Here is a 23,345-nt window from a genome sequence, read left to right on the forward strand (position 1 = left end):
CCGCGATGCACATCCTCACCACCACATCCGCCTCGCTCGACGATCTCGCCGAGCCTGTCGATCTCAGGCAAACGCCTGCGGATGTCGTGGCGCTGTCCTTCACCGACAGCGACCTGGCCGGGCTGGCGGTGGCGTGGAAGGCAGATGCGCACCGCCTGCCGTCGATGCGGCTCGCCGCCTTGCGCGACCTGCGCCATCCGATGTCCGTCGACCTGTGGATCGACAGCGTCGCCCGCCACGCCAAGGTCATTCTGGTCCGCATCCTCGGCGGCTATGACTGGTGGCGCTATGGCTGCGACCAGCTCGCCGTTATCGCGCGAAATCGCGATATCAAGCTGGCGCTGCTGCCGGGCGAGAGCCACGACGAGGATTTGCGGCTGATCGAAGGCTCGACACTGCCGCGCGAGGAGTTGGACGGCCTGCTTGGCTATTTCCGCGAGGGCGGGCCGGCAAATATGACGGCGCTGGTGCAGAGGCTGGCAAGTCTCGCTGGATCGGGTGCGGCGGTAGCCGAACCTGTTAGCGTGCCAAAGGCGGGATTTTACGAGCCGGGACTGGGGGTCGTAGAACGCGGTGTCCCCCTCCCCCTCGAGGGGAGGGTCCGGCCGCAGGCCGGGGGTGGGGTCCACTCCGAAGCGCGCCAGCACAAAACGTCGAGCACTGCCGTGACGACCCCACCCGGCCCTGCGGGTCCCCTCGAGGGGGAGGGGGACGTCGTGCCAATTCTCTTCTACCGTTCGATGCTGCTCGCGGCCGATGTCGCGCCCATCGACGCGCTTTTCGAAGCCCTGCGCCACCGCGGCATGGCTCCCGTGCCTATGTTCGTCTCCAGCCTCAAGGACCCGGCGTCGCTCGCCTTTGTCGAAACCGCGCTCGCAACCCTGAAGCCTGCCGCCATCATCACCGCCACGGCTTTCGCCTCGGGTGCCGAGCCCGGCGTCGACACCCTGTTCGACCGCGCCGGCGTGCCGGTGTTCCAGGTCATCGTCGCGACCACCCGCCGCGACATCTGGCAAACCAATCAGCGCGGCCTGGCGCCCGCCGACCTTGCCATGCATGTCGTCCTGCCCGAGCTCGACGGCCGCATCCTGGCCGGCGCCATTTCATTCAAGGGCGAAAGCGAAACCGACCCGGCGTTGGCCTTCCGCGCCTTCGCCAACCGGCCTGAGCCCGACCGCGTGGCGCAAGTGGCGAACCGTGTCGAGGCCTTCGTGCGCCTGCAGCGGACGCCGCGTGCGGAGCGCAAGCTCGCCATCCTGATCCCCGACTATCCGAGCGCCCCCGGTCGCACCGGCTACGCGGTTGGTCTCGACGTGCCGTCCAGCGTGCTGGCAATGCTGCACGACCTGAGCGAACAGGGCTACGCCGTTGAAAGGATTCCGCAAACGCCGCGCGAGTTGCTGGAGACGCTGGAAAAGGGCGGCCATGGGCTGGCATTGAAGGAGTATTTGACCTTCTCGACGGAATTGCCGCCGTCGGCCATCGCTGCGGTGGAAGCCGCGTGGGGAAATCCAGAAGATGAGACAGGTTTGTGCGAGGCACCCCCCTCTGTCCTGCCGGACATCTCCCCCTCAAGGGGGGAGATTAGCAGTTCCGCCACCGGCTCTCCCTTAAGGCCCTCGGTAATTGGCGAAAGTAGAGACAACAGCGCAATCTCCCCCCTTGAGGGGGAGATGTCCGGCAGGACAGAGGGGGGCGCGACAGAACGCCAACCTTCGCTGCTGGTCAGCGAAAAACAATTCGCCTTCCGCGCAGCCATCTTCGGCAACGTCACCGTGGCACTCGCACCTGACCGCGGGCGCTCAGCCGACCGCCGCGCCGACTATCACGACCCGACGCTGCCGCCGCGCCATGCGCTGGTCGCCTTTGGGCTCTGGCTGCGCAAGTCGCTCGGCATCCATGCAATTGTCCATGTCGGCGCCCATGGCACGCTGGAGTGGCTGCCCGGCAAGACCGTGGCGCTCAGCGAAAACTGCTTTCCCGAGATAGTCACCGGTCCCCTGCCCGTCATCTATCCCTTCATCGTCTCCAACCCGGGAGAGGCAGCGCAGGCCAAGCGGCGCATTGCCGCCGTCACGCTCGGCCATCTGCCGCCGCCGCTGACCGGCGCCGGGCTGGACGAAAACCAGCACAGGCTTGAACGACTGGTTGACGAATATGCCCAGGCCGACGGGCTCGACCGCCGCCGGCGCGACCGCCTGGCGAAGCTGATCGTCGAGACGGCGGAAAAGACCGGCCTCGCCTCGGAAGCCGGGGTTGCCCAAACCGACGTCCCCGACGAAGCGCTGCGCCGCATCGACGCCTGGCTCTGCGATCTCAAGGATTTCGCCATCAAGGATGGCCTGCACATTTACGGCCGCTCGCCGGAAGGCGAGGCTGATCCGTTGCGGCGGCAAAGCGCGGCAGCTGAAAAAACCGCGCTGCTTGCCGCCCTCGACGGCCGCCACGTCGCTGCCGGTCCGGCCGGTGCGCCGGCGCGTGGCCGGCGCGATGTGCTGCCCACCGGCCGCAATTTGTTTACCGCCGACCCGCGCACCATGCCGACGCCGACCGCCTATGATCTGGGCAAGGTGGCAGCGGAGGAAGTCGTCCGCAGCTACATGCAATCGCATGGCGACTGGCCGCGCTCGCTGGTCATCGACCTGTGGGGCTCGGCCTCGCTGCGCACCGGCGGTGAGGAGATCGCGCAAGGCCTGGCGCTGATGGGCTGCCGGCCGCAATGGGATTCCGCCACCGGCCGCATCACCGGCATAGATGTGCTGCCGCCGGCAACACTCGGCCGTCCGCGCATTGATGTCACCTGGCGCATATCGGGCCTGTTCCGCGACATGTTCCCGACCCAGATCGCGCTGATCGACGCCGCGGCCAACGCGGTGGCGACCCGCGACGAGGACGATTCGGAAAACCCGCTCGCCGCTAGGACCCGCATCGACGGCAAGATCAGCCCGCGCATTTTCGGCACCTCGCCGGGCACTTACGGCGCGGGCGTCGAGGACTTGTTGTCGAGCGGCGACTGGGCCCCGCGCGAAGAGATCGGCCGCACCTATCTCGCCGCCACCTCGCACGTCTACGGCGGCTCCGAGGGCAAAGGCATTTCGGCGCCCGGCGCGTTCGAGGATCGCCTCGCCGAGGCCGACCTTCTGGTTCATACCGGCGACGACCCCGGCCGCGACATCCTCGAAGGCTCGGCCGACGTCGCCTTCATCGGCGGCTTTTCGGCAGCGCTTGCCGCGCTCGGCAAGAACGCCGACGTGATCGTGCTCGACACCACGGACCCGCAAAAGCCCAAGCCGCGCTCGATCAGTGAGGCCGTATCCCGGGTAGTTCGCGCCCGCGCGGTCAACCCGCGCTTCATCGCCGGCCAGCTGCGGCACGGGCCGCGCGGCGCCTCGGAATTCGCCGAGACGGTCGACCGGCTGGTCGGCTTTGCCGAGACTACCCATGCCATATCGGGCACGCTGATCGAGGCGGTGCACGACGCCTATCTTGGCGACCCCGTGGTGCGCGCCTTCATCCTGCGCGAGAACCCGGCGGCGGCGAAGGTGATCGCCGAGCGTTTGCTGTCGGCACGGCGGCGCGGGCTCTGGCATCCGCTGCGCAATTCGATCGATGACGATCTCGCCGCACTGATTGCCGAAGCGCAAGCGCTGGGAGTGGCGGCATGAACGCTTTCTCGCGCCGTGGCGCCTGCCCCGCTTTGTCGGCGCCGATGCAAACCGGCGACGGGCTGCTGGTGCGGCTCAATCCGGTCGCTGGAGGACTGTTGCCGAAGTCGTTGATCGGACTCTGCGAATCCGCCTTGCGCCATGGCAACGGCATCATGGAAGTGACCGCCCGCGGCAGCCTGCAGATCCGCGGCCTGACGCCGGCAAGCGCGCGGCTGCTGGCGATGGAGGTCGATGCGCTCGGCATCGCTGTGCGCACCGGCGTGCCGGTCGAGACCGGCCCGCTGGCCGGGCTCGACCAGGAGGAGATAGCCGACCCGCGCCCGATGGCGGAGCTGATTCGGGCGGCAATTGAGGACGCCGGTGTTACGCAACGCCTTGGCCCGAAGGTTTCGGTGATTGTTGACGGCGGCGGGCAGCTGACAATGGATGCGGTTACGGCCGATGTCAGGCTGGTCGCGGTGCGGGCCGCCGACGGAATTAAGTGGTGGGTATCGCTCGCCGGAGACGTGCAGGGTGCTACGCCGCTGGCGATATCCGAGGAAGATGCGGCTTGTGACATCGCCGTCGCCATTCTCAGGATGGTTGCCGAAAAGGGCCGCGATGCTCATGCACGGGATTTGACGGCGAGGCAGCTGAGATCTCTCGCAAGTTGGCGATCCTTCGCGCCCCCCTCTGTCCTGCCGGACATCTCCCCCACAAGGGGGGAGATCGGCAGCTTCGCCGGCGGCTTCCCCCCAGCACCTTCGGCGATTGGCGAAATCGGAGACGAAGGCGCAATCTCCCCCCTGGAGGGGGAGATGTCCGGCAGGACAGAGGGGGGCGCGAAGGATCGCCGGCCCATCGGAGTTTTCGATCTGGCAGCCGGCAGTACCTCCCTCGGCATCGGCCTGCCGTTCGGCAGCATACCAGCGCAAAAACTTATCGATCTCACCCAACACGCCCTCACCCTCGGCACCACCGAAATCCGCCTGGCGCCGGGTCGCGCGCTGCTTTTGCTTGGCCTCTCCCCAGCCGCATGTCTTTCCCTCCAGAAGACCGCCGCAGCCCTCGGCTTTGTCACCGACGCAGCCGACGCGCGCACCAGGATCGCCGCCTGCCCCGGCGCACCCGCCTGCGCCTCCGGCCGGATCGCCACCCGCGACATCGCCGAGATCATCGCTACAGAAAACCGCGACATCCTCGATTCCTCCTTAACGCTGCACATCTCAGGCTGCGCTAAGGGTTGCGCCCATCCCGGTCCGGCGCCGCTGACCCTGGTCGGCGGCGAAAACGGAGCCGGACTTGTCGTGGACGGGACGGCAAAGGCATTGCCCGCCGGATACAGGCCGGGCTACGACGCCGCGCACGGCATCGGCCGCGTTGCAGCGGCGATCCGCAGCGCACGACATCCCGGCGAAACCGCTGCCGCCTGCCTGGCGAGGCTCGGCGCGGCCGGCATCACCGAAATCTATCGACAGGAATGAGCATGCCCGCCCAGAACGCCTACGACTACATCCATGACGGCACGGCGATCTACGAGCGCTCCTTCGCCATTATCCGCGCCGAGGCCGACCTGTCGCGCTTTTCCGAAGCCGAGGCCGAAATCGCTATCCGCATGATCCACGCCTGCGGCCAGGTCGACGCTGCGCGACACTTCGTTTTCTCGAGCGATTTCGTCGCCGCCGCGCGCACGGCGTTGGGGGCCGGCGCGCCGATCTTCTGCGACGCGCAGATGGTCTCGCATGGCGTCACGCGCGCCCGGCTTCCGGCCGGCAATGAGGTGATCTGTACGCTGCGCGATCCACGGACAGCCGACATCGCGAGAAAGATCGGCAACACCCGCTCGGCCGCGGCGATCGACCTGTGGGGCGAGCGCATGGCCGGTTCGGTCGTCGCCATCGGCAATGCGCCGACAGCCCTTTTCTATCTGCTGGAAAAGCTGCGCGACGGCGCGCCGAAGCCGGCGGCGATCATCGGCATGCCGGTCGGGTTTGTCGGCGCCGCCGAATCGAAGGATGCGCTGGCCGAAAATTCCTATGGCGTGCCTTACGCCATCGTGCGCGGCCGGCTGGGCGGCAGCGCCATGACCGCCGCCGCACTCAATGCATTGGCGAGGCCGGGCCTATGAATGCGATTGCAAAAGGCAGACTTGTCGGCGTCGGCACCGGACCCGGCGACCCGGAACTCTTGACGCTGAAGGCAGTGCGCGCGCTGGCCGCGGCCGATGTCGTCGCGCATTTCGCCAAGCGCGGCAACAACAGCAACGCGCGCGCCATTGTCGGCGCGCATTTTCGCCCTGATCTGATCGAACTGCCGCTGCTCTATCCGGTGACGACCGAAATCGACAAGGACCACAGCGATTACCGGTCGCAGATAACGGATTTCTACGAGCAGTCGGCCGAAAAGGTCGCCGCGCACCTCAGCGCCGGCAGGATGGTCGCGGTGCTCTCGGAGGGCGATCCGCTTTTCTACGGCTCCTACATGCATCTTCATGTCCGGCTGGCGCACCGCTTTCCGAGCGAAGTCATTCCCGGCGTCACCGCCATGTCCGGCTGCTGGTCGGCGACCGGCCTGCCGATCGTCCAGGGCGACGACGTGCTGACGGTGCTGCCGGGCACCATGAGCGAATTCGAGCTGACGCGTCGCCTCGCCGATACCGACGCTGCGGTGATCATGAAGGTCGGCCGCAACCTGCCCAAGATCAGGCGCGCGCTGGAGGCCACCGACAAGCTGGCGCGGGCCATCTATGTCGAGCGCGGCACCATGCCGGGCGGCGCCTCGATGCGGCTGGCCGATAAAAAGGACGACCAGGCGCCTTATTTCGCCATCGTGCTGGTGGCCGGCTGGTCGGGCCGGCCAAGCGCATTGAAAGCCGAAGCATGAGCGGCCGCCTCACTGTCATCGGCCTCGGGCCCGGCAACGCCGACCAGGTGACGCCGGAGGCAAGCCGCGCCGTTGCCGAGGCAAAATTCTTCTACGGCTATAAACCCTATCTCGACCGGCTCGATCTGCGCCCCGACCAGATTCGCGTCGCTTCCGACAATCGCGAGGAACTCGCGCGCTCCAGGGACGCGCTGCTGAAGGCTGTGGAAGGCTACGATGTCGCCGTCGTGTCGGGCGGCGATCCCGGCGTCTTCGCCATGGCCGCGGCCGTCTGCGAGGCGATAGAGGCGGGCCCACCCGAATGGCGCGCGGTCGACATCGCCATCGTGCCCGGTATCACCGCCATGCTCGCCGTCGCCGCCCGCATCGGCGCGCCGCTCGGCCATGATTTCTGCGCCATCTCCCTGTCCGACAATCTGAAGCCGTGGGACCTGATCGAGCTACGCCTGCTGGCGGCAGCCGGCGCCGGCTTCGTAATCGCGCTCTACAACCCGATCAGCAAGGCGCGCCCATGGCAGCTAGGCCGCGCCTTCGAATGCCTTGCTGCGATCCTGCCCGGCACCACGCCGGTGATCTTCGGCCGTGCCGCCGGCCGTCCCGACGAGCGCATCGAGGTTTTTCTGCTGGCCGACGCCGATGCCGCGAAGGCCGACATGTCGACCTGCATCATCATCGGCTCGCCGGAAACCAGAATCATCAAGCGGGGTGACAAGGCCGCGCTGGTCTACACGCCGCGTTCGGCAGCGGGCCCAAGAACATGACCGACCAGAAAATGATCGACCATCGCGGCAAGAGATTCGACGGTCTCAGCCGACGTGACGTCCGGCAGCGCCGGCCTGCGGATCATCACCACCTCGATTCCCAGCGCTCGCGCCGCCGCGATCTTGCCGTAGGTCGCCTCGCCGCCGCTGTTTTTGGAAACAACGACTTCGATGTGATGTTGCAGAAGCAGTGCATGTTCGTCGACTTCCCGAAACGGCCCGCGCGCCAAGAGATAGGTCGCGCGGGGCACAGCGAGCCTGGGCTCGACCGGGTCGACACTGCGGATGAGATAATGATGCTGGGGAGCGGCCTTGAAGGCAGCGACCTCCTGTCGCCCGAGCGCCAGGAACACGCGGCGCGGCACCGATCCCAAAGCCGTCACCGCGCTGGCAACGGTGTCGACCAACATCCAGCGATCACCTTCGACCGCCTCCCATCCGGGACGCCTGAGCGCAACGACAGGCACGCCGGTCATGCGCGCTGCTTCCGCCGCATTGGCGGAGATTCGCGCCGCATAGGGATGCGTGGCGTCGATCAGCAGGTCGATCTTGTTCTGGCGGAGATACGCCGCCAGCCCGCCGGCACCGCCGAAGCCGCCGACCCGCACCGGCACCCCCTGCGCGGCCGGGTTTTCGGTGCGGCCGGCCAGCGACAGCATGACCGAAATATCCGCGCGCGCGGCCAGCTTTCCGGCCATTTGCCGGGCTTCGGTGGTTCCGCCGAGGATCAGTATGCGGTGGGTCATTATGCCTGCTGAAGCTCCGCGCGGCGCTAAGCTCACCTCAAAGTGGCTCACGATCATCGGCATCGGCGAGGACGGTGTAGCGGGTCTCGGCGACGAGGCCAAGCAGTTGATCGCGGAGGCCGAATTCGTCTTCGGCGGCAAGCGCCACCTTGCCCTCGTCGCGTCGCTCGCCAAAGGTGAAGCGCGCGCCTGGCCGACCCCTTTCGATGCCGAGATGCGCGACGTGCTGGCGCTCTCCGGCAGACGCGTCTGCGTGCTGGCCTCCGGCGATCCCCTCTACCACGGTGTCGGCGTCACCCTCGCCCGCAAGGTCGCGGCAGAGGGTATGCGGGTGATCCCCGCGCCCTCGGCCTTTTCGCTGGCCGCCTCACGCCTGGGCTGGGCGCTGCAGGACGTCGAGACCATTTCGCTGCATGGCCGCTCGCTCGACCTGATCCGGCCGTTGCTGCATCCTTGCACCCGCATTCTCGCGCTGACCTCGGACAGCGATGCACCGGGAGCGATTGCCCGTCTCATGACCGAACTTGGCTTCGGCGTTTCGCGGTTGACGGTGCTGGAGGCGCTGGGTGGGCCGAACGAAAGGCTGCGCTCGGCGAGCGCCGGCACTTTCGACCTCGAAAAGATCAACCCGCTCAACGTGCTCGCAATCGAAGTTGAATCGACTTCGCAAGCACGCATCCTGCCGCTGACACCGGGACTTGCCGATCATTTGTTCGAGCATGACGGCCAGATCACCAAGCGCGAAGTGCGCGCCGTCACCCTGTCCGCTCTCGCGCCAAGACGCGGCGAACTGCTGTGGGACATCGGCGCCGGATCGAGCTCCATCGGCATCGAATGGATGCTGGCCCATCCTTCCATGCGTGCGATCGCCGTTGAGGCCGATCCGGCCCGCGCCACCCGCATCCGACGCAACGCCGCGGCCTGCGGCGTTCCCGGTCTCACCGTCGTCGAAGGTTCGGCACCGCAAGCGCTTGCCGGGCTGGAGACGCCCGCGGCGATCTTTATCGGCGGCGGCGGCAGCGATGCCGGCGTGCTGGAAGGAGCCATCGATGCCTTGCCTGCCGGCGGCCGCCTCGTCGCCAATGCGGTGACCCTGGAGATGGAGGCGCTGCTGCTTTCCCGTCACGCCGCGCTCGGCGGCCAGCTCACCCGCATCGCTGTATCCCGTGCTTCGCCGGTCGGTTCGATGCGGGCGTGGCGGCCGGCTATGCCGGTCATTCAATGGAGTTGGGTGAAGCCATGATGGTCGCGGGCATCGGCAGCCGCAAAGGCGTCAGCGCGCGCGACGTGCTTGCCGCGGTAGAAACCGCTCTGGAAGCGCACGGGCTTGCCCTGCCCGCGCTTTCAGCCCTCGCGACCACGTCTCTCAAGCAGGATGAAGCGGCAATCTTCGCCGCCGGACGCGAACTCCGCCTTCCGGTGATCGTCGTCGAGCAGGATGAACTCAAAGCCGCATCTACGACCAGCCGTTCCGACCTATCGCAGGAGCATGCCGGCACGCCGTCGGTTTCCGAAGCGTCGGCGCTTGCCGCCGCCGGCAAAGGCGCAAAACTGCTCGGGCCGCGCACCGTGCTCGGTGCCGTCACTTGCGCCATCGCCATCAGCGGAGATGCGGCATGACCGTTCACTTCATCGGTGCCGGCCCCGGTGCTGCCGACCTCATCACCTTGCGCGGCAGCCGACTGCTCGGCAGTTGTCCCGTCTGCCTCTATGCCGGATCGATCGTCGCACCGGAGCTGTTACAGCACTGCGCGCCCGGAACGAGGTTGATCGACACCGCGCCGATGTCGCTCGACGAGATCGAGGCCGAATATCTGGCCGCCCACGCGGCCGGCAATGATGTTGCCCGCCTGCATTCCGGCGATCTTTCGGTGTGGAGCGCCGTTGCCGAGCAGATCCGCCGGCTGGAAAAGCACGGCATTCCTTATACGCTGACGCCGGGCGTGCCGTCCTTCGCCGCTGCGGCGGCAGCGCTGCGCCGCGAGCTGACCATTCCAGAAGTCGCGCAAAGCCTGGTGCTGACCCGCATCTCCGGCCGCGCCTCGAAAATGCCGCCCGGCGAAACGCTGGCCGGCTTCGGCCGCACCGGCGCCACGCTGGCCATCCACCTTGCCATCCACGCTATCGACCGCGTCGTCGCCGAGCTGACGCCGCATTACGGCGCCGACTGCCCGGTCGCGGTCGTCTTCCGAGCCTCCTGGCCGGACGAGCGCGTGCTGACCGGCACGCTGGCCACCATCGAGGCGCAATTGGCCGCCGATCCGATGGAACGCACGGCAATCATCTTCGTCGGCCGCTCGCTGGCGGCCGAGGGCTTTGGCGAAAGTTCACTGTATGACGCGCACTACCAGCGGCGCTTTCGCGGACGGGACGGATTGTGAGCGGCAGCAATAGAAACACTACGGTCGAGCAGGCGCTCACCCGGCTCAACTTCAAGCCGCGCCAGCTGGAGCCCGGGCATGTCTGGCTGGCCGGTGCCGGCCCTGGCGATCCCGGCTGCCTGACGCTGGAAGTGCTGGCCGCCCTCGGACAGTGCGACGCGCTGGTTTATGACGCGCTGGTCTCGCCAGAAGTCGTCGCCGTCGCCGAGGGCGCGGAACTGTTCTATGCCGGCAAACGCGGCGGCAAGCCGTCGATGAAGCAGGACGACATCACCGCTCTGCTGGTCCGGCTGGCGCGCTCGGGCCGGCGCGTCGTCAGGCTCAAGGGCGGCGACCCCTATATTTTCGGGCGTGGCGGCGAAGAGGCGCTGGCGCTGGCCGGGGAAACTATCCCGTTCCGCATCCTGCCTGGCCTGACGTCCGGCCTCAGCGCGCTGGCCGCGACCGGCATTCCCGGCACCATGCGCGGCATCAACAAGGCGCTGATCCTGGCGACCGGCCATGCCGCCGGCACCGATGATGATCTCGACTGGGCGGCAATCGCCCGCACCGGCCAGCCGGTGGTCATCTATATGGGTATGGCCAACCTGCCGCTGATCGCCGCTTCGCTGCTCGAGGGCGGCCTGCCATCTTCGATGCCCGCCGCGGTCATCGTTGCCGCGACGACGCCGCAGGAGCGTATCGTCGTCGCCACGCTCGCGACGATTGCCGAGGAAACGGCCGCAGCCGGCTTGACCTCGCCGGCGCTGATCGTCGTCGGCGGGATCGTCGGGATACGCGCGGCACTGGCGGGTGAGCCATGACCCGCGCCATCATCATCGGCGCGCCGCGCTCGGGCTCGGGCAAGACCAGCGTCACCATCGGCATTTTGCGCGCACTTGCCCGGCGCGGCCTGAAAGTGCGCGGCGCCAAATCCGGCCCGGACTATATCGATCCCGGCTTCCACACCGCCGCCACCGGCTTGTCCGGCATCAATCTCGACAGCTGGGCAATGCCGCCCGCCCTGCTCAACGCACTGGCCGGCGAAGCGAGCGAGGACGCCGATTTTATCTTTCTCGAAAGCGCCATGGGCCTGTTCGACGGGATTCCGGCTGCTATAGGCCGTTCCGGCTCGGCCGCCGACCTTGCCCGACTCTACGGCCTGCCGGTGCTGCTGGTGCTCGACGTCTCCGGTCAATCGACCACAGCGGCGGCCGTCGCCAAGGGCTTTGCTACTTATGACCCCGATGTGCGCATGGCCGGGGTCGTGCTCAACCGGCTGGGCAGCGAGCGCCACCGCCGGCTATGCGGCGATGCCATCGAGGCACTTGGCCTGCCTGTCGTCGGCGCCATCCTGCGCGATCCCTCGCTCAACCTGCCCGAGCGCCATCTCGGCCTCGTCCAGGCCGGCGAATATGAGAATCTGATGGCGCATCTCGACCGGCTGGCCGACATGGTCGAGCGCTCGCTCGACCTTGACGCCATTATGGCGCTGGCGGCGCCATTCACGCCCGCGCCAGGCAATTTCGACGACGCGCTGCCGCCGCCCGGCCAGCGCATCGCACTGGCAGAGGACGCCGCCTTCACCTTCCTCTATCCGCACGTTGCCACGCATTGGCGCAAGGCCGGCGCCGAGATCGTTCCCTTCTCGCCGCTCACCGATGAGGCGCCAGGCGACGATTGCGATGTCTGCTGGCTGCCCGGCGGCTATCCCGAGCTTCATGCCGGCCGCCTCGCGGCCGCGGCGAATTTCAGGGCCGGCACGGCGCGGTTCGCCGCCACGCGGTCGGTGCACGGCGAGTGCGGCGGCTTCATGGTGTTGGGCGAAGCGCTCGAGGACGCGTCGGGCGAGACGCATCGGATGCTTGGCCTCCTCGGCCATTCGACCAGCTTCGCCAAGCGCAAGATGAATCTCGGCTACCGCGAGGCGCGGCTGCGGTCCGGCTGTCCGCTCGGCAGCCAAGGCACGCTGATCCGCGGCCATGAATTCCACTACGCGCAGATGATTGCGACCGGCAATGACGAGCCGCTGGCCGACCTCGCCGACGGTCAAGGAAATCCGCTCGGCGCCTCGGGCTACCGGCGCGGCAATGTCAGCGGCACGTTCTTCCATGCCATTGCGAGGGGCGGATGAAGGCCTCGCAAAAGCAAATTCTCGATGATATCGCGCTTTGCCTCGTCTTCTTTACCCGGCTGCCGCTGCCGAGAGCCGACTTCCGTGGCCGCAGCCTTGCCGCTGCGATCTGGGCTGCACCCGTTGCCGGTCTCGCCGTCGCTCTGGTCGGTGCGCTGGTCTACGCCGGCGGCACGAGGCTCGGCCTCGCCGCTGGCCCTGCTGCAGCGTTGGCCCTTGCCGCGATCTTGCTCGCTACCGGCTGCCTGCATGAGGACGGGCTTTCGGATGTCGCCGACGGATTTGGCGGCGGCAAGACACGCGACAAAAAGCTGGAGATCATGCGCGACAGCCGCATCGGTGCCTACGGCGCTTGTGCACTTGCTGTCTCGCTGCTGATCCGCTGGAGCGTGCTCTCTGGATTCGCCGGCCCGGCTCATGTCTTCTGGGCCCTCATTGCCGCGCATGCCGCGTCGCGCGGCCTGCCCCCCGCCTTCATGCACCTGCTGCCACCGGCCCGCAGCGACGGCCTCTCGATTGATGCAGGCGCAGTCACGGCCGAAACCGCCGGTATCGGTACCGTACTCGGTGCGATCGCGCTGCTGGCGCTTGGGTTCGGCGCTGCCGTTTTCGCGATCATCCTGCTCGGTCTGTTATTCGCCGCCTTCCGCGCGCTTTGCCTGAACCAGGTCGGCGGCCAGACCGGCGACACCGTCGGCGCCCTTCAGCAGCTGGGCGAGATCGCAATCCTGCTCGTCGCTTCCGTTTCCCTTTCCTGACTCTGTTTCGGAGATTTTGCCCCCATGCCTTTCAAATCGCTCGATGAACTGCGCGCCGCCTGCCTCGACCTGCCCACTGGCAGCGATGCCGCCGCAAATGCCGTCGCCCGGCGCCAGGACACGCTGACCAAGCCGCAAGGCAGCCTCGGCCGGCTGGAGACAGTAGCCGCCTGGCTGGCGCGCTGGCAGGGCCGCGACATGCCAAAGCTCGACCGCGTCAAGGTTTTCGTCTTTGCCGGCAACCACGGCGTCACCGCGCAAGGCGTGTCGGCCTTCCCGTCGGAGGTCACCGTGCAGATGGTGGCGAATTTCGCCGGTGGGGGTGCTGCCATCAACCAGCTTGCCCGCATTGCCGGCGCCGAACTCGACGTCATCCCGCTCGACCTCGACCGCCCGACCGGCGACTTCACGCAAGAGCCGGCGATGGACGACGAGGCCTTCCTCGCCGCCGTCTCCGCGGGCTACGACGCGATCAGCAAGGAACTCGACCTCGTCTGCTTCGGCGAAATGGGCATCGGCAACACCACGCCGGCGGCGGCCATCTCGACCGCGCTGTTCGGCGGCGGCGCGGAGCGATGGACAGGGCGTGGCACCGGCGTCGACGACGCCGGCCTCGTGCGCAAGATCGTCGCCATTGAGGCCGGCCTGAAGCGCCACGCCCCGGCGCTAGCCGACCCCCTGAAAGTAGCGGCAGCCCTCGGCGGCCGCGAGCTCGCGGCGATCCTTGGTGCGACGCTGGCTGCGCGCCACCTAGGCGTCCCGGTGCTGCTCGACGGCTTCGTCTGCACCGCCGCCGCCGCACCCTTGGCGAGATTGCACTCTGCCGGCCTCGCTCACACACTGGCCGCTCACGTCTCTGCTGAATCCGGCCATCGCCGGCTGCTGGAGGCACTCGGCCTGCCGCCCTTGCTCGACCTCGGCATGCGGCTCGGCGAAGGCTCCGGCGCCTGCCTCGCAGTCAACATTGTTCGTTCAGCCCTAGAATGCCATACGCGCATGGCAAGCTTTGAAGAGGCTGGGGTCTCGGAGAAGTAAGGTGGAGCCAAGCGCGGATCGCTTTGATGAACAAACACTCACAGATCTTCGGAGACCCCAAACAGGGGCTTCGCGATATTCTTGCTCGGATCATCAGAGATTTCGACAGCAAGAGCGGCGCTTTTGCCGGGCTGAAATACAATTCGCCGTGGATACTCGCCACCGAGGATTGGGCAGAGCGATCGGGCCATACGGTCGAAGAGCTATGCGAGATGATTTCTCAATGGCGAATCTCAATCTTTTCTGGCGAGCAGACAGACCCGAGCATCGTTCAGATTTTTGAAGATCTTCGCAGCGCCGCGGAAGATTGGCGAACCGAGACAGACTACATCGATCCACCCCTTCCCTTCGATCCTGAAGAGGCAAAATTCCCCAATCGCAAAGAACTGAAAGCGCATACCCCCAGGGCTTGGGATTCTTTGGGATTATCGACGCAATGGCATAGCTATGATGCCAAGGACCTTAGGTTCTGCGGAATTTTTGAGGACAGATTTGGTCACGATGTTACAGTCATAATGGCCTTTAAGCTTGGATATGGTGGGCCTATCCGGCTGGATTTTCACTTTCCTTACTACGCAGACGATGAACCTACATCCTTTGGACTGGGCGGTCTCTCGGGCGAGGCGCTATTCAATGCACTTCGACTGCCCAGGCATCCTGAACTCGAATGGATCGCAGGCAAGAGCAAAACAAACTTCGATGCCGTCGACGGCGTGATAGCCATAACGCGAGCAATCCTGACCTATCTGAGGCCCACCATCCAATAGTCGGGCGAGCCGACCGCAGCTGGCTGATACGTGCAAACCTGCAAAACGCCGTCTCGCGTTCCCAGCTCGTTAAGGTCCTTCCACCAAATCCTGGAGATTTTTGGTGGGTGCGCACAGGATTGAACTGTGGACCCGCTGATTAAGAGTTTGTTCGTATAGCTTTTAGACGCACCCCATAGCGTTTTAATAAGGCCTTGGAACCCTTGCAAATTAAGGATTTCTCCCTGAAATAGTTTTACGTTCCGGCTAAACTGTTTTACACAGGACCCTTACTAGAAACCTTAGTAAGGAGAGTTCCATGCCAAAAGCGAAGCTCACGACCAAGGGGGCAGTCGAGGCGCTACCCCCTCCAGAGAAAGCTCAGGAGCACTACTGGTGCACTGATCTGCGGGGCTTTGGCGTCGTCGTCGGGGCCAAAAACAAGACGTTTGTCGTGCAGCGCGACGTGAACGGGAAAAGCCGGCGTGTGGCGATCGGCCGGTATGGCGACATTACACTGGATCAGGCGCGCAAGAAGGCCGAGCAACTTATGGGGCAGATGCGGGGCGGAGTTGACCCCACCGGGCGGCGAAAGGCGGCCGCCGCAAACAACATGACGCTTCGCGACGCGCTTGAAAAATACGAGAGGTACCTAGTCGCCAAGGAGCGGTCGCCAAGAACCGGCGCTGGATACAGGGCCAACCTTCAACGCTATTGCTCGGATTGGTTAGACCGACCCATGGCCGAGATCACACGCACCGCCGCTAATGCTCGCCATCATCTGATTGGGGACAGGAATGGCAAGCATGCCGCAAATCAAACCATGCGGGCGCTCAGCGCCATTTGGCGTCGAATTGGCCGGGAGTATCCAGCCCTCGATGCGACCCCAACGGTCAACGTAGATTTCTATCCAGAACCGCCTCGTACGGCGGTCATCCCCTATGCACAGTTGCCTGAGTGGTGGGCCGGCGTCCACAGCATCAAGAACCCAATTCGGCGTGACCTGTACATTTGGTTCCTGTTTACTGGGACACGGCGGGAGGAGTCGGCCTCGCTACGCTGGAGCCAGGTCGATCTCGATGCTGGGACGGTGCATTTTCCGCGCACGAAGACCGATCCGTTCACTCTGCCATTGTCCGACTTCTTGGTGGACCTCCTGCGCGTGCGTCGGTCGTGTGAAAGCACGTTAGCGCTGTTCGGGAAGGACTGTGAGTTCGTCTTTCCGGCGCGAACCAGAACCGGCAAGATTGGGCATGTGACCGAGCCCAAATTGAACGAGAACGAGGTGGCGTTGTTCCCCTGCCCATGGACCCCGCACACCTTGCGCCATACGTTCGTGTCTATTGCCGAGAACAAGGTCTCCATACCGGCCACCCATGGACGCCTGCTGGTCAATCACGCCCTCGCAAAATCTGGCGACGCTCATAGTGGATACAACCACCCAGACTTTGATGATTTGAAGCGCAGCCAGCAGTTGGTGACCAACGCACTGCGCACCGCGATCTGGAAGTTCTCCTATCCGCAGCGCCCACTGTAAAAACGCTTTACGAGCATAAAAACGGCGCTATGCTTGTGCTGTAAATTGTCTGTCAGGGTATGGCGAAAAGACGTCTGGCAGATAGTTCCTCTCGCAGGGAACAGCCCAACTTCGCTTGGCACTTGGGACCATCGCCCATGCTGCCGTGATGCCCCTACGGGATGGGGAGCCGGGTTCACTTGAAGACCGTAGGCAGGCGCGGTCGTCTCATACGAGTGAGAACCCGACCATGAGCGAATCTGATCGCGAATACATGAACACCCAGCAAGCCGCCAAGTATCTCGGCTTCTCCACCCAATTTCTCGAAATCGGCCGGCACAAGGGTTATGGCCCGGCATATCTGAAGTACCCGCAGGCCGTAAAATATCGGCGCTGCGACCTTGACGCTTGGGCCGCGCAGCATCTCCGCAGCCACACTAGTGAGGTGGCATGAAAACGCCGACCCTGACGGGGAATTCAGGATCGGCGTTCAGGAGAAGAGCATGTGCACTGGAGCCGGGGGTTGCGGTCAATCCCTTGGGCCAACTCCACAATACCCGCAAAGACTTGATAAAACAAGGAGTTGCGGCTTATGGGCCAATACAGTGACGACACCATTCTTGGGCTCTCAAACCTCTTTCAGGGCTTTGAGCGCGCCCACGGTCGCTATGACATTAAGCGCGCCAACGAGAAGGGCAAGAACGAGGGCAAGGCTGTCACCTACCCCTCGCCGCCTACGCTTCAGCTTTGGCAAACCCATGTCGAGGGCAGCGGGGCAGGACTCGGGATCATCCCCCTACGGTCTGACAACACGGTGCTGTGGGGCTGCATCGACATCGATGTGATCGGAATCGATCACGCAGCACTTGAAGCTAAGTGCAAGCGTCTAGCGTTGCCCCTTGTCATCTGCCGTTCCAAGTCAGGCGGCGCTCATTGCTTCCTGTTTCTGAGGGACCCTGTTGAGGCCACCGTGGTTGTCGACCCTCTGTCGGCATGGGCAGCGTTGCTAGGCTATGGCGGGTGTGAGATCTTTCCCAAACAGACGATGCGGTACGATCTGGAGAAGGACATCGGCAATTGGCTGAATATGCCGTATTTCTTTGCCGAGAAAACGAACCGCTACGGCATCAAGAACGGGGAGATGCTCGACCTTCAGCAATTCATCCAACACGCCGAAGAGATGTCGGTGACGGAAGACGACCTTACCGCCGTAAATGTCGCCAGTGATGACAATGACATGTTCTCTGACGGCCCCCCTGTCTCCGGCACTTAGCGAACAACGGCGGCTTCCCCGACGGCACGCGGAACGACGGGATGTACAATGTTGCGGTCTATCTCAAAATGCGCTTCCCGGATGACTGGCAGGACAAGCTGCAGGAGTACAACGTTGCGACGTGCGATCCCCCGCTCACGCTTGCGGAAATTAACGTCATTCAAAAAAGCGTGGGCAAAAAGGATTATGGATATCGCTGCCGCAAACCGCCCATCGCTGCGCACTGCAATCGTCGCGTCTGTCTAACCTGCGAGCATGGCGTTGGCGGCGGCGAGGGCAACATTGGCCCTGAGATTTCAAGCCTTGTGAAGTACGAGGGCGACCCGGTCTACTGGTTTGCGACGATTGCCGATAAACGCATGATGCTGCGCAGCGAGGAATTGATCGATCAGAATAAATTCCGAACCAAGCTGCTGGCGACAATCAATCGACTCCTGCCGAAGCAGCTAGGACCGCGATGGGATCGGTACATTGATGAGTTATGTAGAAACGCTCAAGTCATCGAGGTGGCGGATGAAATGCTCGATCTTGGGCGCTTCCGCAACCTGCTTGATACCTATCTGCTTGGGCAGGCTCGGACAACGACGAAGGAACAACTCGCCGAGAGCCTGTCGCCATTCATTACAGGGGATGGTGAGGTCTGGTTCCGAGTGGAGGGTTTAGTCAAGCATCTTGACCGACAGGGGTTCAGGCACGACCCCACGAAAATCTTCAAGTGGCTGAGGGATTGTGGAGCCGAAGACAGCCAGCTGCATGTCAAGGGCGTGAACAAACGCATATGGAAGATCAAGGAACCAGCATCGAGCAAGGAGCCTGATCCTCCGAACAATTTTGGCCAGACCGAATTCTGAGGGCAAGTGGTTGTAGCCCTGTAGCGGGTAGCAGTGCGCGCACGTAAAGCAATTTTTTTTTTTGCTTTTGCCGGAAAACCGGGGCTACGGGGCTACCTCACAGCTAACGCGCTGTAATTGCAGGATTGTTCAGGTAGCACTGTGGTAGCAATCCTGAGGAACAGGGTGCTACCTGCTACTTTCCAGGGTGGATTGCACATCCAGCGTGTACGGAATTGGTTTCTGAAAAACTGCTTCCGTGTGCGCATTATGGGGAGCGGCGATAGCGCAGCGGCGTGTTTCCCTGGAATGCCGGCGGCTTGCCGCCTAGGCGGGCGCTACAGCGTGGAACAGCCCCTTGCCCGAGTAGTGCCTGCCCCCGCTATGAAACGCCCTCTAGGCGGCTGCAAATTGGTGACGAAGAAATCCGAAAGTGCGGCGCTTTTCCCGCGCCACTAGCAATATTGCCGACAGAATAAGTGTTAGTTATTCAGTCGCCGATAAAGATACACAAATAAAATCCTTGTTTTACAGCGTTTGCGCAGCGTAACGTGCGCCTTAGTTCAAATCTAGCAAGGCTTTTAGCAACTGCATCCGCCGCTTTTACTCGGCGATCAACCCCGGAAACTCGCCCATGGATGCCTTAGCCGATCAGCCTTCAGCCGAGGGGCAGAAATCCCCGCAACGCTCCCGGATTGCGAATGGCAGCGCCACCCTGTTAGGCGCGAGGGACGAGCGCTCCCTCTACGTGCGCCGCATGAAGGAAGTGATTGCGGAGCATGTGGATGATCGAGGCGGACTGGACGCTATGTCAGCCGCCGAGAAGTCCCTGATCCGCCGTGTCGCCGTGCTGACCATAGAGCTTGAGAAGCTTGAAACGCGCTTCGCGGAGGACGAGACAGTCGGGGAGCGCACCCTTGATCTCTACAATCGGACGGCCGGCAACCTAGGGCGCCTGTTGGATCGCCTTGGGCTGAAACGCAAAGCCAAGCCGCCCATGACCATCAAGGGCTACCTCGCCGCGAAAAAGCAGGGGGCATCGTGAAGCCCCTCGTCACCATGCGCCATGCACTTGAGGACGAGCACCTGTTCGGGACGATTCTGGCCGGTGACAGTTGGCTTCCGTGGCGGGTCATGCTCATCGCCCTGATGGGCGAGCCGTTGACGCTGGATGAGCGCGTCATCTTCACCGCCTTGACGCAACGCGAACACGAGCCGCTGTGCCCTGTCGAGGAGTTCTGGGGCATCGTCGGACGCCGTGGCGGCAAGACCCGCGCCATGAGCGTCCTCAGCGTATACTTAGCCGCCCTCTGTGACTGGTCGGACGTGCTTGTCCCGGGCGAAACGGGCAAACTGTTTTATCTCGCTCACACCCAGAAGCAGGCCGGCATCGCATTCGACTATGCGAAGTCGAGCTTCGCCGACCATCCCCTGTTCCAGCAGCAGGTGGAGAACGTAAGTGCCGACATCATCGCCCTCAAGACCGGCATTGAACTGGAAGTGCGAGCGGCGACATGGCGCGGGCTGCGCGGCGTCACCTCCATCGGCGCGATCTTCGATGAGTTGGCGTTCTTCCAAAGTGACGAATATTCCGCGAACACCGACAGAGAAATTTTGAAGGCGGTTCGCCCTTCGCTTGCGACGACATCTGGACCCCTGATCGCGATTAGCTCGCCGTTCGCAAAGTCTGGTGAAGTGTTCCAAGCCGTCGAACGAGACTTCGGTCCCAACGGCGATCCCCTGATCCTCGTTGCCCGCGGAGCCAGCCGCGACTTCAATCCGAGCCTGTCACAGCGCGTCGTCGACCGAGCTATGGAGCGCGATGCCGCCGCCGCGCAGGCCGAGTACATGGGGCAGTTCCGCGAGGACTTGGCGGCCTTTGTGGACTTGGCTGTCGTGCAAGCGTGCGTAGCTGCGGGCCTCGCTGCCATTTTGCCCAACGCTCTGCGGCAACCCTACACAGCCTTCTGTGACCCGGCAGGCGGCAGTGGCACCGACTCGTTCACGCTTAGCATCGGGCATGACGGGCTGGACGACCGGCAGCTTGGGAAAGACGTGATCATTCTGGATCTGGTGGATGAGGTGAAACCGCCATTCCGACCTGAGCAAGTCGTCATGAAGTTTGCGCAGACGCTAGCGTCGTATGGCTGCGATTCTGTCTACGGCGACAACTACGCGGCCCAGTGGGTGGTGGACGCCTTCGACCGGTATGGCATCCGATACATCAAGTCGCCGCTCAACAAGAGCGAGCTGTTCCTGAACTTCCTGCCGATGTTGAACTCCCGATCAATCCAACTTCTGGACCACGGGAAGCTGGTTTCGCAGCTCGTTGGCATGCAGCGAAAAGTCACCAGCGGGGGCCGCGAGACAATCGACCACAACCCGAATGGGCATGACGACGTGGCGAATGCCGTCGCTGGATGCCTGGCTGTCATCGCGCGCAACCGGCGTCAGATGGTCACCACCACAACCGCAATTCCGGTGTGAGGCAGAAAAATGCGTAGCGGCGACATCATCAAATCACGGCGCGGGCACCGGTGGATCATCGGCTATGCGGTCGAGGAAGGCGCCTACGAACGCGCTCTCGGCAAGGGCCGTCACTTTTTTCTGATTCGCGCTATCGACTGGAATGGCACGCCCAACCTGCTGTTCACATTGCGCCCCCAATCCGACATCCGAAAGGGCTGGCAGCGGAACGACTTTGAAGTGGGTTACACGTCAGCTGCGTACCTGAAAGGTTCGGTGAGCCTCGTTCGGCAGGACACGCTCCATTTCGCGGTGCCCGCTACGGCAGAAGTTCACCCCTTCGCGGAGACGCATGACGGCAAGATGCTGGTCAAAGCGTCGGGCTTCAACGACCTGTTCGTCGCGGTGCAATATGATAGCGACAGCGGCGGCTCAGACCACCTCATTTTGTGGCGGTGGCAATTCGCGCTGCTGATGCAGCGTGACCGCGCCGGCTTGCCGTCCATCGATTTTTCGCAAGCGCAGGGCCGCATAGCGCGCGCGGAGGAAATCTGATGACCGTAGCTGTTGGCGATGTCGTCGTGACGCAAAGCGGCCTGAAATGGGTCGTCCTCGAACTAATCGGCAACGCGCACGGCGGCACAGACGCTCGGCTAATCCGCCCATGTGATGGCGTTCGCTTCACTGGGCTGCTCAAGGACGTGAGCGGCTTGATCGTCACCGACAGCCCGTCGTTTCAACCTGGCGACCCTGTGACAGTCAACGGGCTGAAAGGCGGCTACCTCGGAACGGAAAACGGTGTTGCCCGCGTGCTCTTGGCCGAACGCCGAGTGACGACGAAATCCGGCGCTTTCATAGGCCTCGACGCGTCTGTCGCACGGATGAGCATCGGTCTGCTCGTCATTGAAAATCGGAAGCTTTGAAGGAGAAAATCCATGGCAGTCAACGCACCTGTGTCAGTCGATGAAAGGCTGATCGAACAGTTTCACGCTGTCGATCCAGTCAGCCGCGAAAAGGTCGAGGACGGCGATCTGGATGACCTCGCCAACTCGATCAAAGCGGCTCGCGAGGCGGCGCAACGGATCGTGAAGTTCGCTGACGTGACAATGCGCGACAGAACGCAGGTGCCTGAAGTCGGGCTTCTGCAAGTTCGAAACCACGCGCTGTCGTCGTCCGCCGCCGTGGCAACGAAACTCGATGCCGCCCGGGCGAGAATCGCTGGCGGACTGGAACAGTTCGAGAAGGACACAGCGGCTCCTGCGTTGTCGCCGGCCACTGCATCCGTTGAGGCTGAGTTCCGCGCCGCATTCAAGACGATGACGGAGGCCCAGCGCAAGGCGGCTATCAACGACGCATTCAAGACGCAGAACAAGACAGTGCTGGGTGCCGTTCTGCGCTGGCCGCCCTATCTCTCGGGCCTGACGCCCGGCTACATGGGAGTTGTGAGGCATCGCTACCGGAGCCAGTTCTTCGCTGCCCAATATGAGCGGTCACGTCGCCTGAAAAAGGCGCTGGCACTGGCTGAGGCGCAGGGCGATGCATTCGTTGGCTTCGTCGAACGCGTCGCGAACTCGCCAGCCATTACGCTTGCTGAAGCCGCGATGAAGGCGCGTGAGGAACTGCAAGCTCTCTACCGGGACGCGGCATAAGGGAGAACGACCATGGCAAAGCCGTACGTGGACGAATATGGCAAGTTCAGCATGCCAGTGTTGGTCAACTCGATGGACGACGTGCCCGACGACTTCAAGGAAGCTTATCGCGTCCATCCCAAGTACCCAGACCGCTTCATCCTGAACGACGAAGGGCGCGAGCTGAAGGCATGGTATGAGGGGGAAAGGGATCGCCTTTCAACCGAGATCGAACGCCTTTCCACCGGGCATGCGAAAGCCAAGCGGGATAGGGAGACGGTAGAGCGCTCGCTCGCCGCTGAAATTGCCAAAGCAGGTATCAAGCCGGGGCTACAGGAAGGTGTGGCAGCACTGCTCCAGCAACGGAACAAGTTTGTGGTGCAGGCGTCAGACGACGGCAGCGGCGCGGTCGTGATAGCTACGTCAGCCTACGGTGGGTTCCCGGTGGAGAGGGTCGTCGCTAGCTTTCTGGAATCCGATGATGGGGTGGGCTACCGGCAGAAGCGCAGCGCGCCAACGGCGGGCAAGTTCACCCAGAGGATCAACAGGCTGCGAGACTGAC

At 63.9% G+C, this 23,345-nt stretch carries 24 protein-coding genes; 23 read left to right on the top strand and 1 reads right to left on the bottom strand.

Going from position 1 to position 23,345, the window contains the following annotated elements; all coding sequences use genetic code 11:
- The first annotated feature begins 5 nt into the window (after positions 1 to 5).
- From NKH41_RS09515 to NKH41_RS09535, 5 genes are read left to right on the top strand one after another with little or no spacing between them, the layout of a single operon-like run.
- A complete protein-coding gene (locus NKH41_RS09515; RefSeq protein WP_352932497.1) occupies positions 6 to 3,665 on the top strand; it encodes a cobaltochelatase subunit CobN in 3,660 nt (1,219 codons plus the stop codon).
- The gene (gene cobG, locus NKH41_RS09520) at positions 3,662 to 5,131 is read left to right on the top strand and encodes a precorrin-3B synthase (protein WP_352767866.1); all 1,470 of its coding nucleotides are present in this window, start codon (positions 3,662 to 3,664) and stop codon (positions 5,129 to 5,131) included. Before NKH41_RS09515 ends, cobG begins: the two co-directional genes overlap by 4 nt.
- Positions 5,128 to 5,775 (top strand): precorrin-8X methylmutase, encoded by a 648-nt coding sequence (locus NKH41_RS09525; protein WP_502895661.1) that lies wholly within the window; start codon positions 5,128 to 5,130, stop codon positions 5,773 to 5,775. Before cobG ends, NKH41_RS09525 begins: the two co-directional genes overlap by 4 nt.
- A complete protein-coding gene (locus tag NKH41_RS09530) occupies positions 5,772 to 6,530 on the top strand; it encodes a precorrin-2 C(20)-methyltransferase (protein WP_352470223.1) in 759 nt (252 codons plus the stop codon). The genes NKH41_RS09525 and NKH41_RS09530 overlap by 4 nt, the downstream gene beginning before the upstream one ends.
- Positions 6,527 to 7,291 carry a precorrin-3B C(17)-methyltransferase gene (locus NKH41_RS09535; RefSeq protein ID WP_352470222.1) on the top strand — a complete coding sequence of 255 codons (765 nt, stop codon included), beginning with the start codon at positions 6,527 to 6,529 and terminating at the stop codon, positions 7,289 to 7,291. Before NKH41_RS09530 ends, NKH41_RS09535 begins: the two co-directional genes overlap by 4 nt.
- On the opposite strand, the gene NKH41_RS09540 is transcribed toward NKH41_RS09535, so the two are convergent.
- Positions 7,255 to 8,037 carry a cobalt-precorrin-6A reductase gene (locus NKH41_RS09540; protein ID WP_352767862.1) on the bottom strand — a complete coding sequence of 261 codons (783 nt, stop codon included), beginning with the start codon at positions 8,035 to 8,037 and terminating at the stop codon, positions 7,255 to 7,257. The two genes, NKH41_RS09535 and NKH41_RS09540, sit on opposite strands and share 37 nt — an antisense overlap.
- 1 nt (position 8,038) lies before the next feature.
- On the opposite strand from NKH41_RS09540, the gene cbiE reads away from it, so the two are divergent.
- The 18 genes from cbiE to NKH41_RS09630 all read left to right on the top strand — a co-directional run bounded on the left by cbiE (position 8,039) and on the right by NKH41_RS09630 (position 23,344).
- Positions 8,039 to 9,280, top strand: coding sequence for a precorrin-6y C5,15-methyltransferase (decarboxylating) subunit CbiE (gene cbiE / locus NKH41_RS09545; RefSeq protein WP_352767860.1), 1,242 nt, complete (start codon positions 8,039 to 8,041; stop codon positions 9,278 to 9,280).
- On the top strand, positions 9,277 to 9,657 hold the full coding sequence (locus tag NKH41_RS09550) for a cobalamin biosynthesis protein (RefSeq protein WP_352767859.1): 381 nt from the start codon (positions 9,277 to 9,279) through the stop codon (positions 9,655 to 9,657). The genes cbiE and NKH41_RS09550 overlap by 4 nt, the downstream gene beginning before the upstream one ends.
- Entirely contained in the window at positions 9,654 to 10,418 is a 765-nt protein-coding gene (cobM, locus tag NKH41_RS09555) for a precorrin-4 C(11)-methyltransferase (RefSeq protein ID WP_352470218.1), read from the top strand. The genes NKH41_RS09550 and cobM overlap by 4 nt, the downstream gene beginning before the upstream one ends.
- The gene (cobA, locus tag NKH41_RS09560; protein WP_352767858.1) at positions 10,415 to 11,221 is read left to right on the top strand and encodes a uroporphyrinogen-III C-methyltransferase; all 807 of its coding nucleotides are present in this window, start codon (positions 10,415 to 10,417) and stop codon (positions 11,219 to 11,221) included. The genes cobM and cobA overlap by 4 nt, the downstream gene beginning before the upstream one ends.
- Complete coding sequence (locus NKH41_RS09565; protein ID WP_352767856.1) at positions 11,218 to 12,531, top strand: cobyrinic acid a,c-diamide synthase CobB; 1,314 nt, start codon at positions 11,218 to 11,220, stop codon at positions 12,529 to 12,531. Before cobA ends, NKH41_RS09565 begins: the two co-directional genes overlap by 4 nt.
- A complete protein-coding gene (gene cobS, locus NKH41_RS09570; protein WP_352767854.1) occupies positions 12,528 to 13,289 on the top strand; it encodes an adenosylcobinamide-GDP ribazoletransferase in 762 nt (253 codons plus the stop codon). The genes NKH41_RS09565 and cobS overlap by 4 nt, the downstream gene beginning before the upstream one ends.
- A 24-nt stretch (positions 13,290 to 13,313) precedes the next feature.
- A complete protein-coding gene (gene cobT, locus NKH41_RS09575; RefSeq protein WP_352767852.1) occupies positions 13,314 to 14,324 on the top strand; it encodes a nicotinate-nucleotide--dimethylbenzimidazole phosphoribosyltransferase in 1,011 nt (336 codons plus the stop codon).
- Positions 14,325 to 14,350: 26 nt separating this feature from the next.
- Positions 14,351 to 15,091: a hypothetical protein gene (locus NKH41_RS09580; RefSeq protein WP_352767850.1), complete on the top strand. Its 741-nt coding sequence runs from the start codon at positions 14,351 to 14,353 to the stop codon at positions 15,089 to 15,091.
- A 298-nt stretch (positions 15,092 to 15,389) separates the two neighbouring features.
- On the top strand, positions 15,390 to 16,607 hold the full coding sequence (locus tag NKH41_RS09585; protein WP_352932504.1) for a tyrosine-type recombinase/integrase: 1,218 nt from the start codon (positions 15,390 to 15,392) through the stop codon (positions 16,605 to 16,607).
- Positions 16,608 to 16,836: 229 nt separating this feature from the next.
- Entirely contained in the window at positions 16,837 to 17,040 is a 204-nt protein-coding gene (locus NKH41_RS09590; RefSeq protein WP_352505681.1) for a helix-turn-helix transcriptional regulator, read from the top strand.
- A gap of 138 nt (positions 17,041 to 17,178) precedes the next feature.
- A complete protein-coding gene (locus NKH41_RS09595) occupies positions 17,179 to 17,859 on the top strand; it encodes a TOTE conflict system archaeo-eukaryotic primase domain-containing protein (protein WP_352932507.1) in 681 nt (226 codons plus the stop codon).
- A 41-nt stretch (positions 17,860 to 17,900) separates the two neighbouring features.
- Positions 17,901 to 18,710 carry a hypothetical protein gene (locus tag NKH41_RS09600; protein ID WP_352932509.1) on the top strand — a complete coding sequence of 270 codons (810 nt, stop codon included), beginning with the start codon at positions 17,901 to 17,903 and terminating at the stop codon, positions 18,708 to 18,710.
- Positions 18,711 to 19,323: 613 nt separating this feature from the next.
- Complete coding sequence (locus NKH41_RS09605) at positions 19,324 to 19,734, top strand: hypothetical protein (protein WP_352932512.1); 411 nt, start codon at positions 19,324 to 19,326, stop codon at positions 19,732 to 19,734.
- Positions 19,731 to 21,176 carry a terminase large subunit domain-containing protein gene (locus NKH41_RS09610; RefSeq protein ID WP_352932514.1) on the top strand — a complete coding sequence of 482 codons (1,446 nt, stop codon included), beginning with the start codon at positions 19,731 to 19,733 and terminating at the stop codon, positions 21,174 to 21,176. Before NKH41_RS09605 ends, NKH41_RS09610 begins: the two co-directional genes overlap by 4 nt.
- A 9-nt stretch (positions 21,177 to 21,185) precedes the next feature.
- The gene (locus NKH41_RS09615) at positions 21,186 to 21,710 is read left to right on the top strand and encodes a hypothetical protein (RefSeq protein WP_352932517.1); all 525 of its coding nucleotides are present in this window, start codon (positions 21,186 to 21,188) and stop codon (positions 21,708 to 21,710) included.
- Positions 21,710 to 22,078, top strand: a complete 369-nt coding sequence (locus tag NKH41_RS09620) for a hypothetical protein (protein WP_352932518.1) — start codon at positions 21,710 to 21,712, stop codon at positions 22,076 to 22,078. The genes NKH41_RS09615 and NKH41_RS09620 overlap by 1 nt, the downstream gene beginning before the upstream one ends.
- A gap of 12 nt (positions 22,079 to 22,090) precedes the next feature.
- Positions 22,091 to 22,804 (top strand): hypothetical protein, encoded by a 714-nt coding sequence (locus tag NKH41_RS09625; RefSeq protein ID WP_352932521.1) that lies wholly within the window; start codon positions 22,091 to 22,093, stop codon positions 22,802 to 22,804.
- Positions 22,805 to 22,816: 12 nt separating this feature from the next.
- On the top strand, positions 22,817 to 23,344 hold the full coding sequence (locus NKH41_RS09630; RefSeq protein ID WP_352932524.1) for a hypothetical protein: 528 nt from the start codon (positions 22,817 to 22,819) through the stop codon (positions 23,342 to 23,344).
- The last annotated feature ends 1 nt before the right edge of the window (position 23,345 follow it).

Source organism: Mesorhizobium sp. M1169, assembly GCF_040318345.1.
Taxonomy (GTDB): domain Bacteria; phylum Pseudomonadota; class Alphaproteobacteria; order Rhizobiales; family Rhizobiaceae; genus Mesorhizobium.

What these genes read in the sequence shown, in the direction of transcription:
- NKH41_RS09515 (WP_352932497.1), top strand. Translation starts at nt 6, where the DNA reads ATGCACATCCTCACCACCACATCCGCCTCGCTCGACGATCTCGCCGAG.
- cobG (WP_352767866.1), top strand. Translation starts at nt 3,662, where the DNA reads ATGAACGCTTTCTCGCGCCGTGGCGCCTGCCCCGCTTTGTCGGCGCCG.
- NKH41_RS09525 (WP_502895661.1), top strand. Translation starts at nt 5,128, where the DNA reads ATGAGCATGCCCGCCCAGAACGCCTACGACTACATCCATGACGGCACG.
- NKH41_RS09530 (WP_352470223.1), top strand. Translation starts at nt 5,772, where the DNA reads ATGAATGCGATTGCAAAAGGCAGACTTGTCGGCGTCGGCACCGGACCC.
- NKH41_RS09535 (WP_352470222.1), top strand. Translation starts at nt 6,527, where the DNA reads ATGAGCGGCCGCCTCACTGTCATCGGCCTCGGGCCCGGCAACGCCGAC.
- NKH41_RS09540 (WP_352767862.1), bottom strand. Translation starts at nt 8,037, where the DNA reads ATGACCCACCGCATACTGATCCTCGGCGGAACCACCGAAGCCCGGCAA.
- cbiE (WP_352767860.1), top strand. Translation starts at nt 8,039, where the DNA reads ATGCCTGCTGAAGCTCCGCGCGGCGCTAAGCTCACCTCAAAGTGGCTC.
- NKH41_RS09550 (WP_352767859.1), top strand. Translation starts at nt 9,277, where the DNA reads ATGATGGTCGCGGGCATCGGCAGCCGCAAAGGCGTCAGCGCGCGCGAC.
- cobM (WP_352470218.1), top strand. Translation starts at nt 9,654, where the DNA reads ATGACCGTTCACTTCATCGGTGCCGGCCCCGGTGCTGCCGACCTCATC.
- NKH41_RS09565 (WP_352767856.1), top strand. Translation starts at nt 11,218, where the DNA reads ATGACCCGCGCCATCATCATCGGCGCGCCGCGCTCGGGCTCGGGCAAG.
- cobS (WP_352767854.1), top strand. Translation starts at nt 12,528, where the DNA reads ATGAAGGCCTCGCAAAAGCAAATTCTCGATGATATCGCGCTTTGCCTC.
- cobT (WP_352767852.1), top strand. Translation starts at nt 13,314, where the DNA reads ATGCCTTTCAAATCGCTCGATGAACTGCGCGCCGCCTGCCTCGACCTG.
- NKH41_RS09580 (WP_352767850.1), top strand. Translation starts at nt 14,351, where the DNA reads ATGAACAAACACTCACAGATCTTCGGAGACCCCAAACAGGGGCTTCGC.
- NKH41_RS09585 (WP_352932504.1), top strand. Translation starts at nt 15,390, where the DNA reads ATGCCAAAAGCGAAGCTCACGACCAAGGGGGCAGTCGAGGCGCTACCC.
- NKH41_RS09590 (WP_352505681.1), top strand. Translation starts at nt 16,837, where the DNA reads ATGAGCGAATCTGATCGCGAATACATGAACACCCAGCAAGCCGCCAAG.
- NKH41_RS09595 (WP_352932507.1), top strand. Translation starts at nt 17,179, where the DNA reads ATGGGCCAATACAGTGACGACACCATTCTTGGGCTCTCAAACCTCTTT.
- NKH41_RS09600 (WP_352932509.1), top strand. Translation starts at nt 17,901, where the DNA reads ATGTACAATGTTGCGGTCTATCTCAAAATGCGCTTCCCGGATGACTGG.
- NKH41_RS09605 (WP_352932512.1), top strand. Translation starts at nt 19,324, where the DNA reads ATGGATGCCTTAGCCGATCAGCCTTCAGCCGAGGGGCAGAAATCCCCG.
- NKH41_RS09615 (WP_352932517.1), top strand. Translation starts at nt 21,186, where the DNA reads ATGCGTAGCGGCGACATCATCAAATCACGGCGCGGGCACCGGTGGATC.
- NKH41_RS09620 (WP_352932518.1), top strand. Translation starts at nt 21,710, where the DNA reads ATGACCGTAGCTGTTGGCGATGTCGTCGTGACGCAAAGCGGCCTGAAA.
- NKH41_RS09625 (WP_352932521.1), top strand. Translation starts at nt 22,091, where the DNA reads ATGGCAGTCAACGCACCTGTGTCAGTCGATGAAAGGCTGATCGAACAG.
- NKH41_RS09630 (WP_352932524.1), top strand. Translation starts at nt 22,817, where the DNA reads ATGGCAAAGCCGTACGTGGACGAATATGGCAAGTTCAGCATGCCAGTG.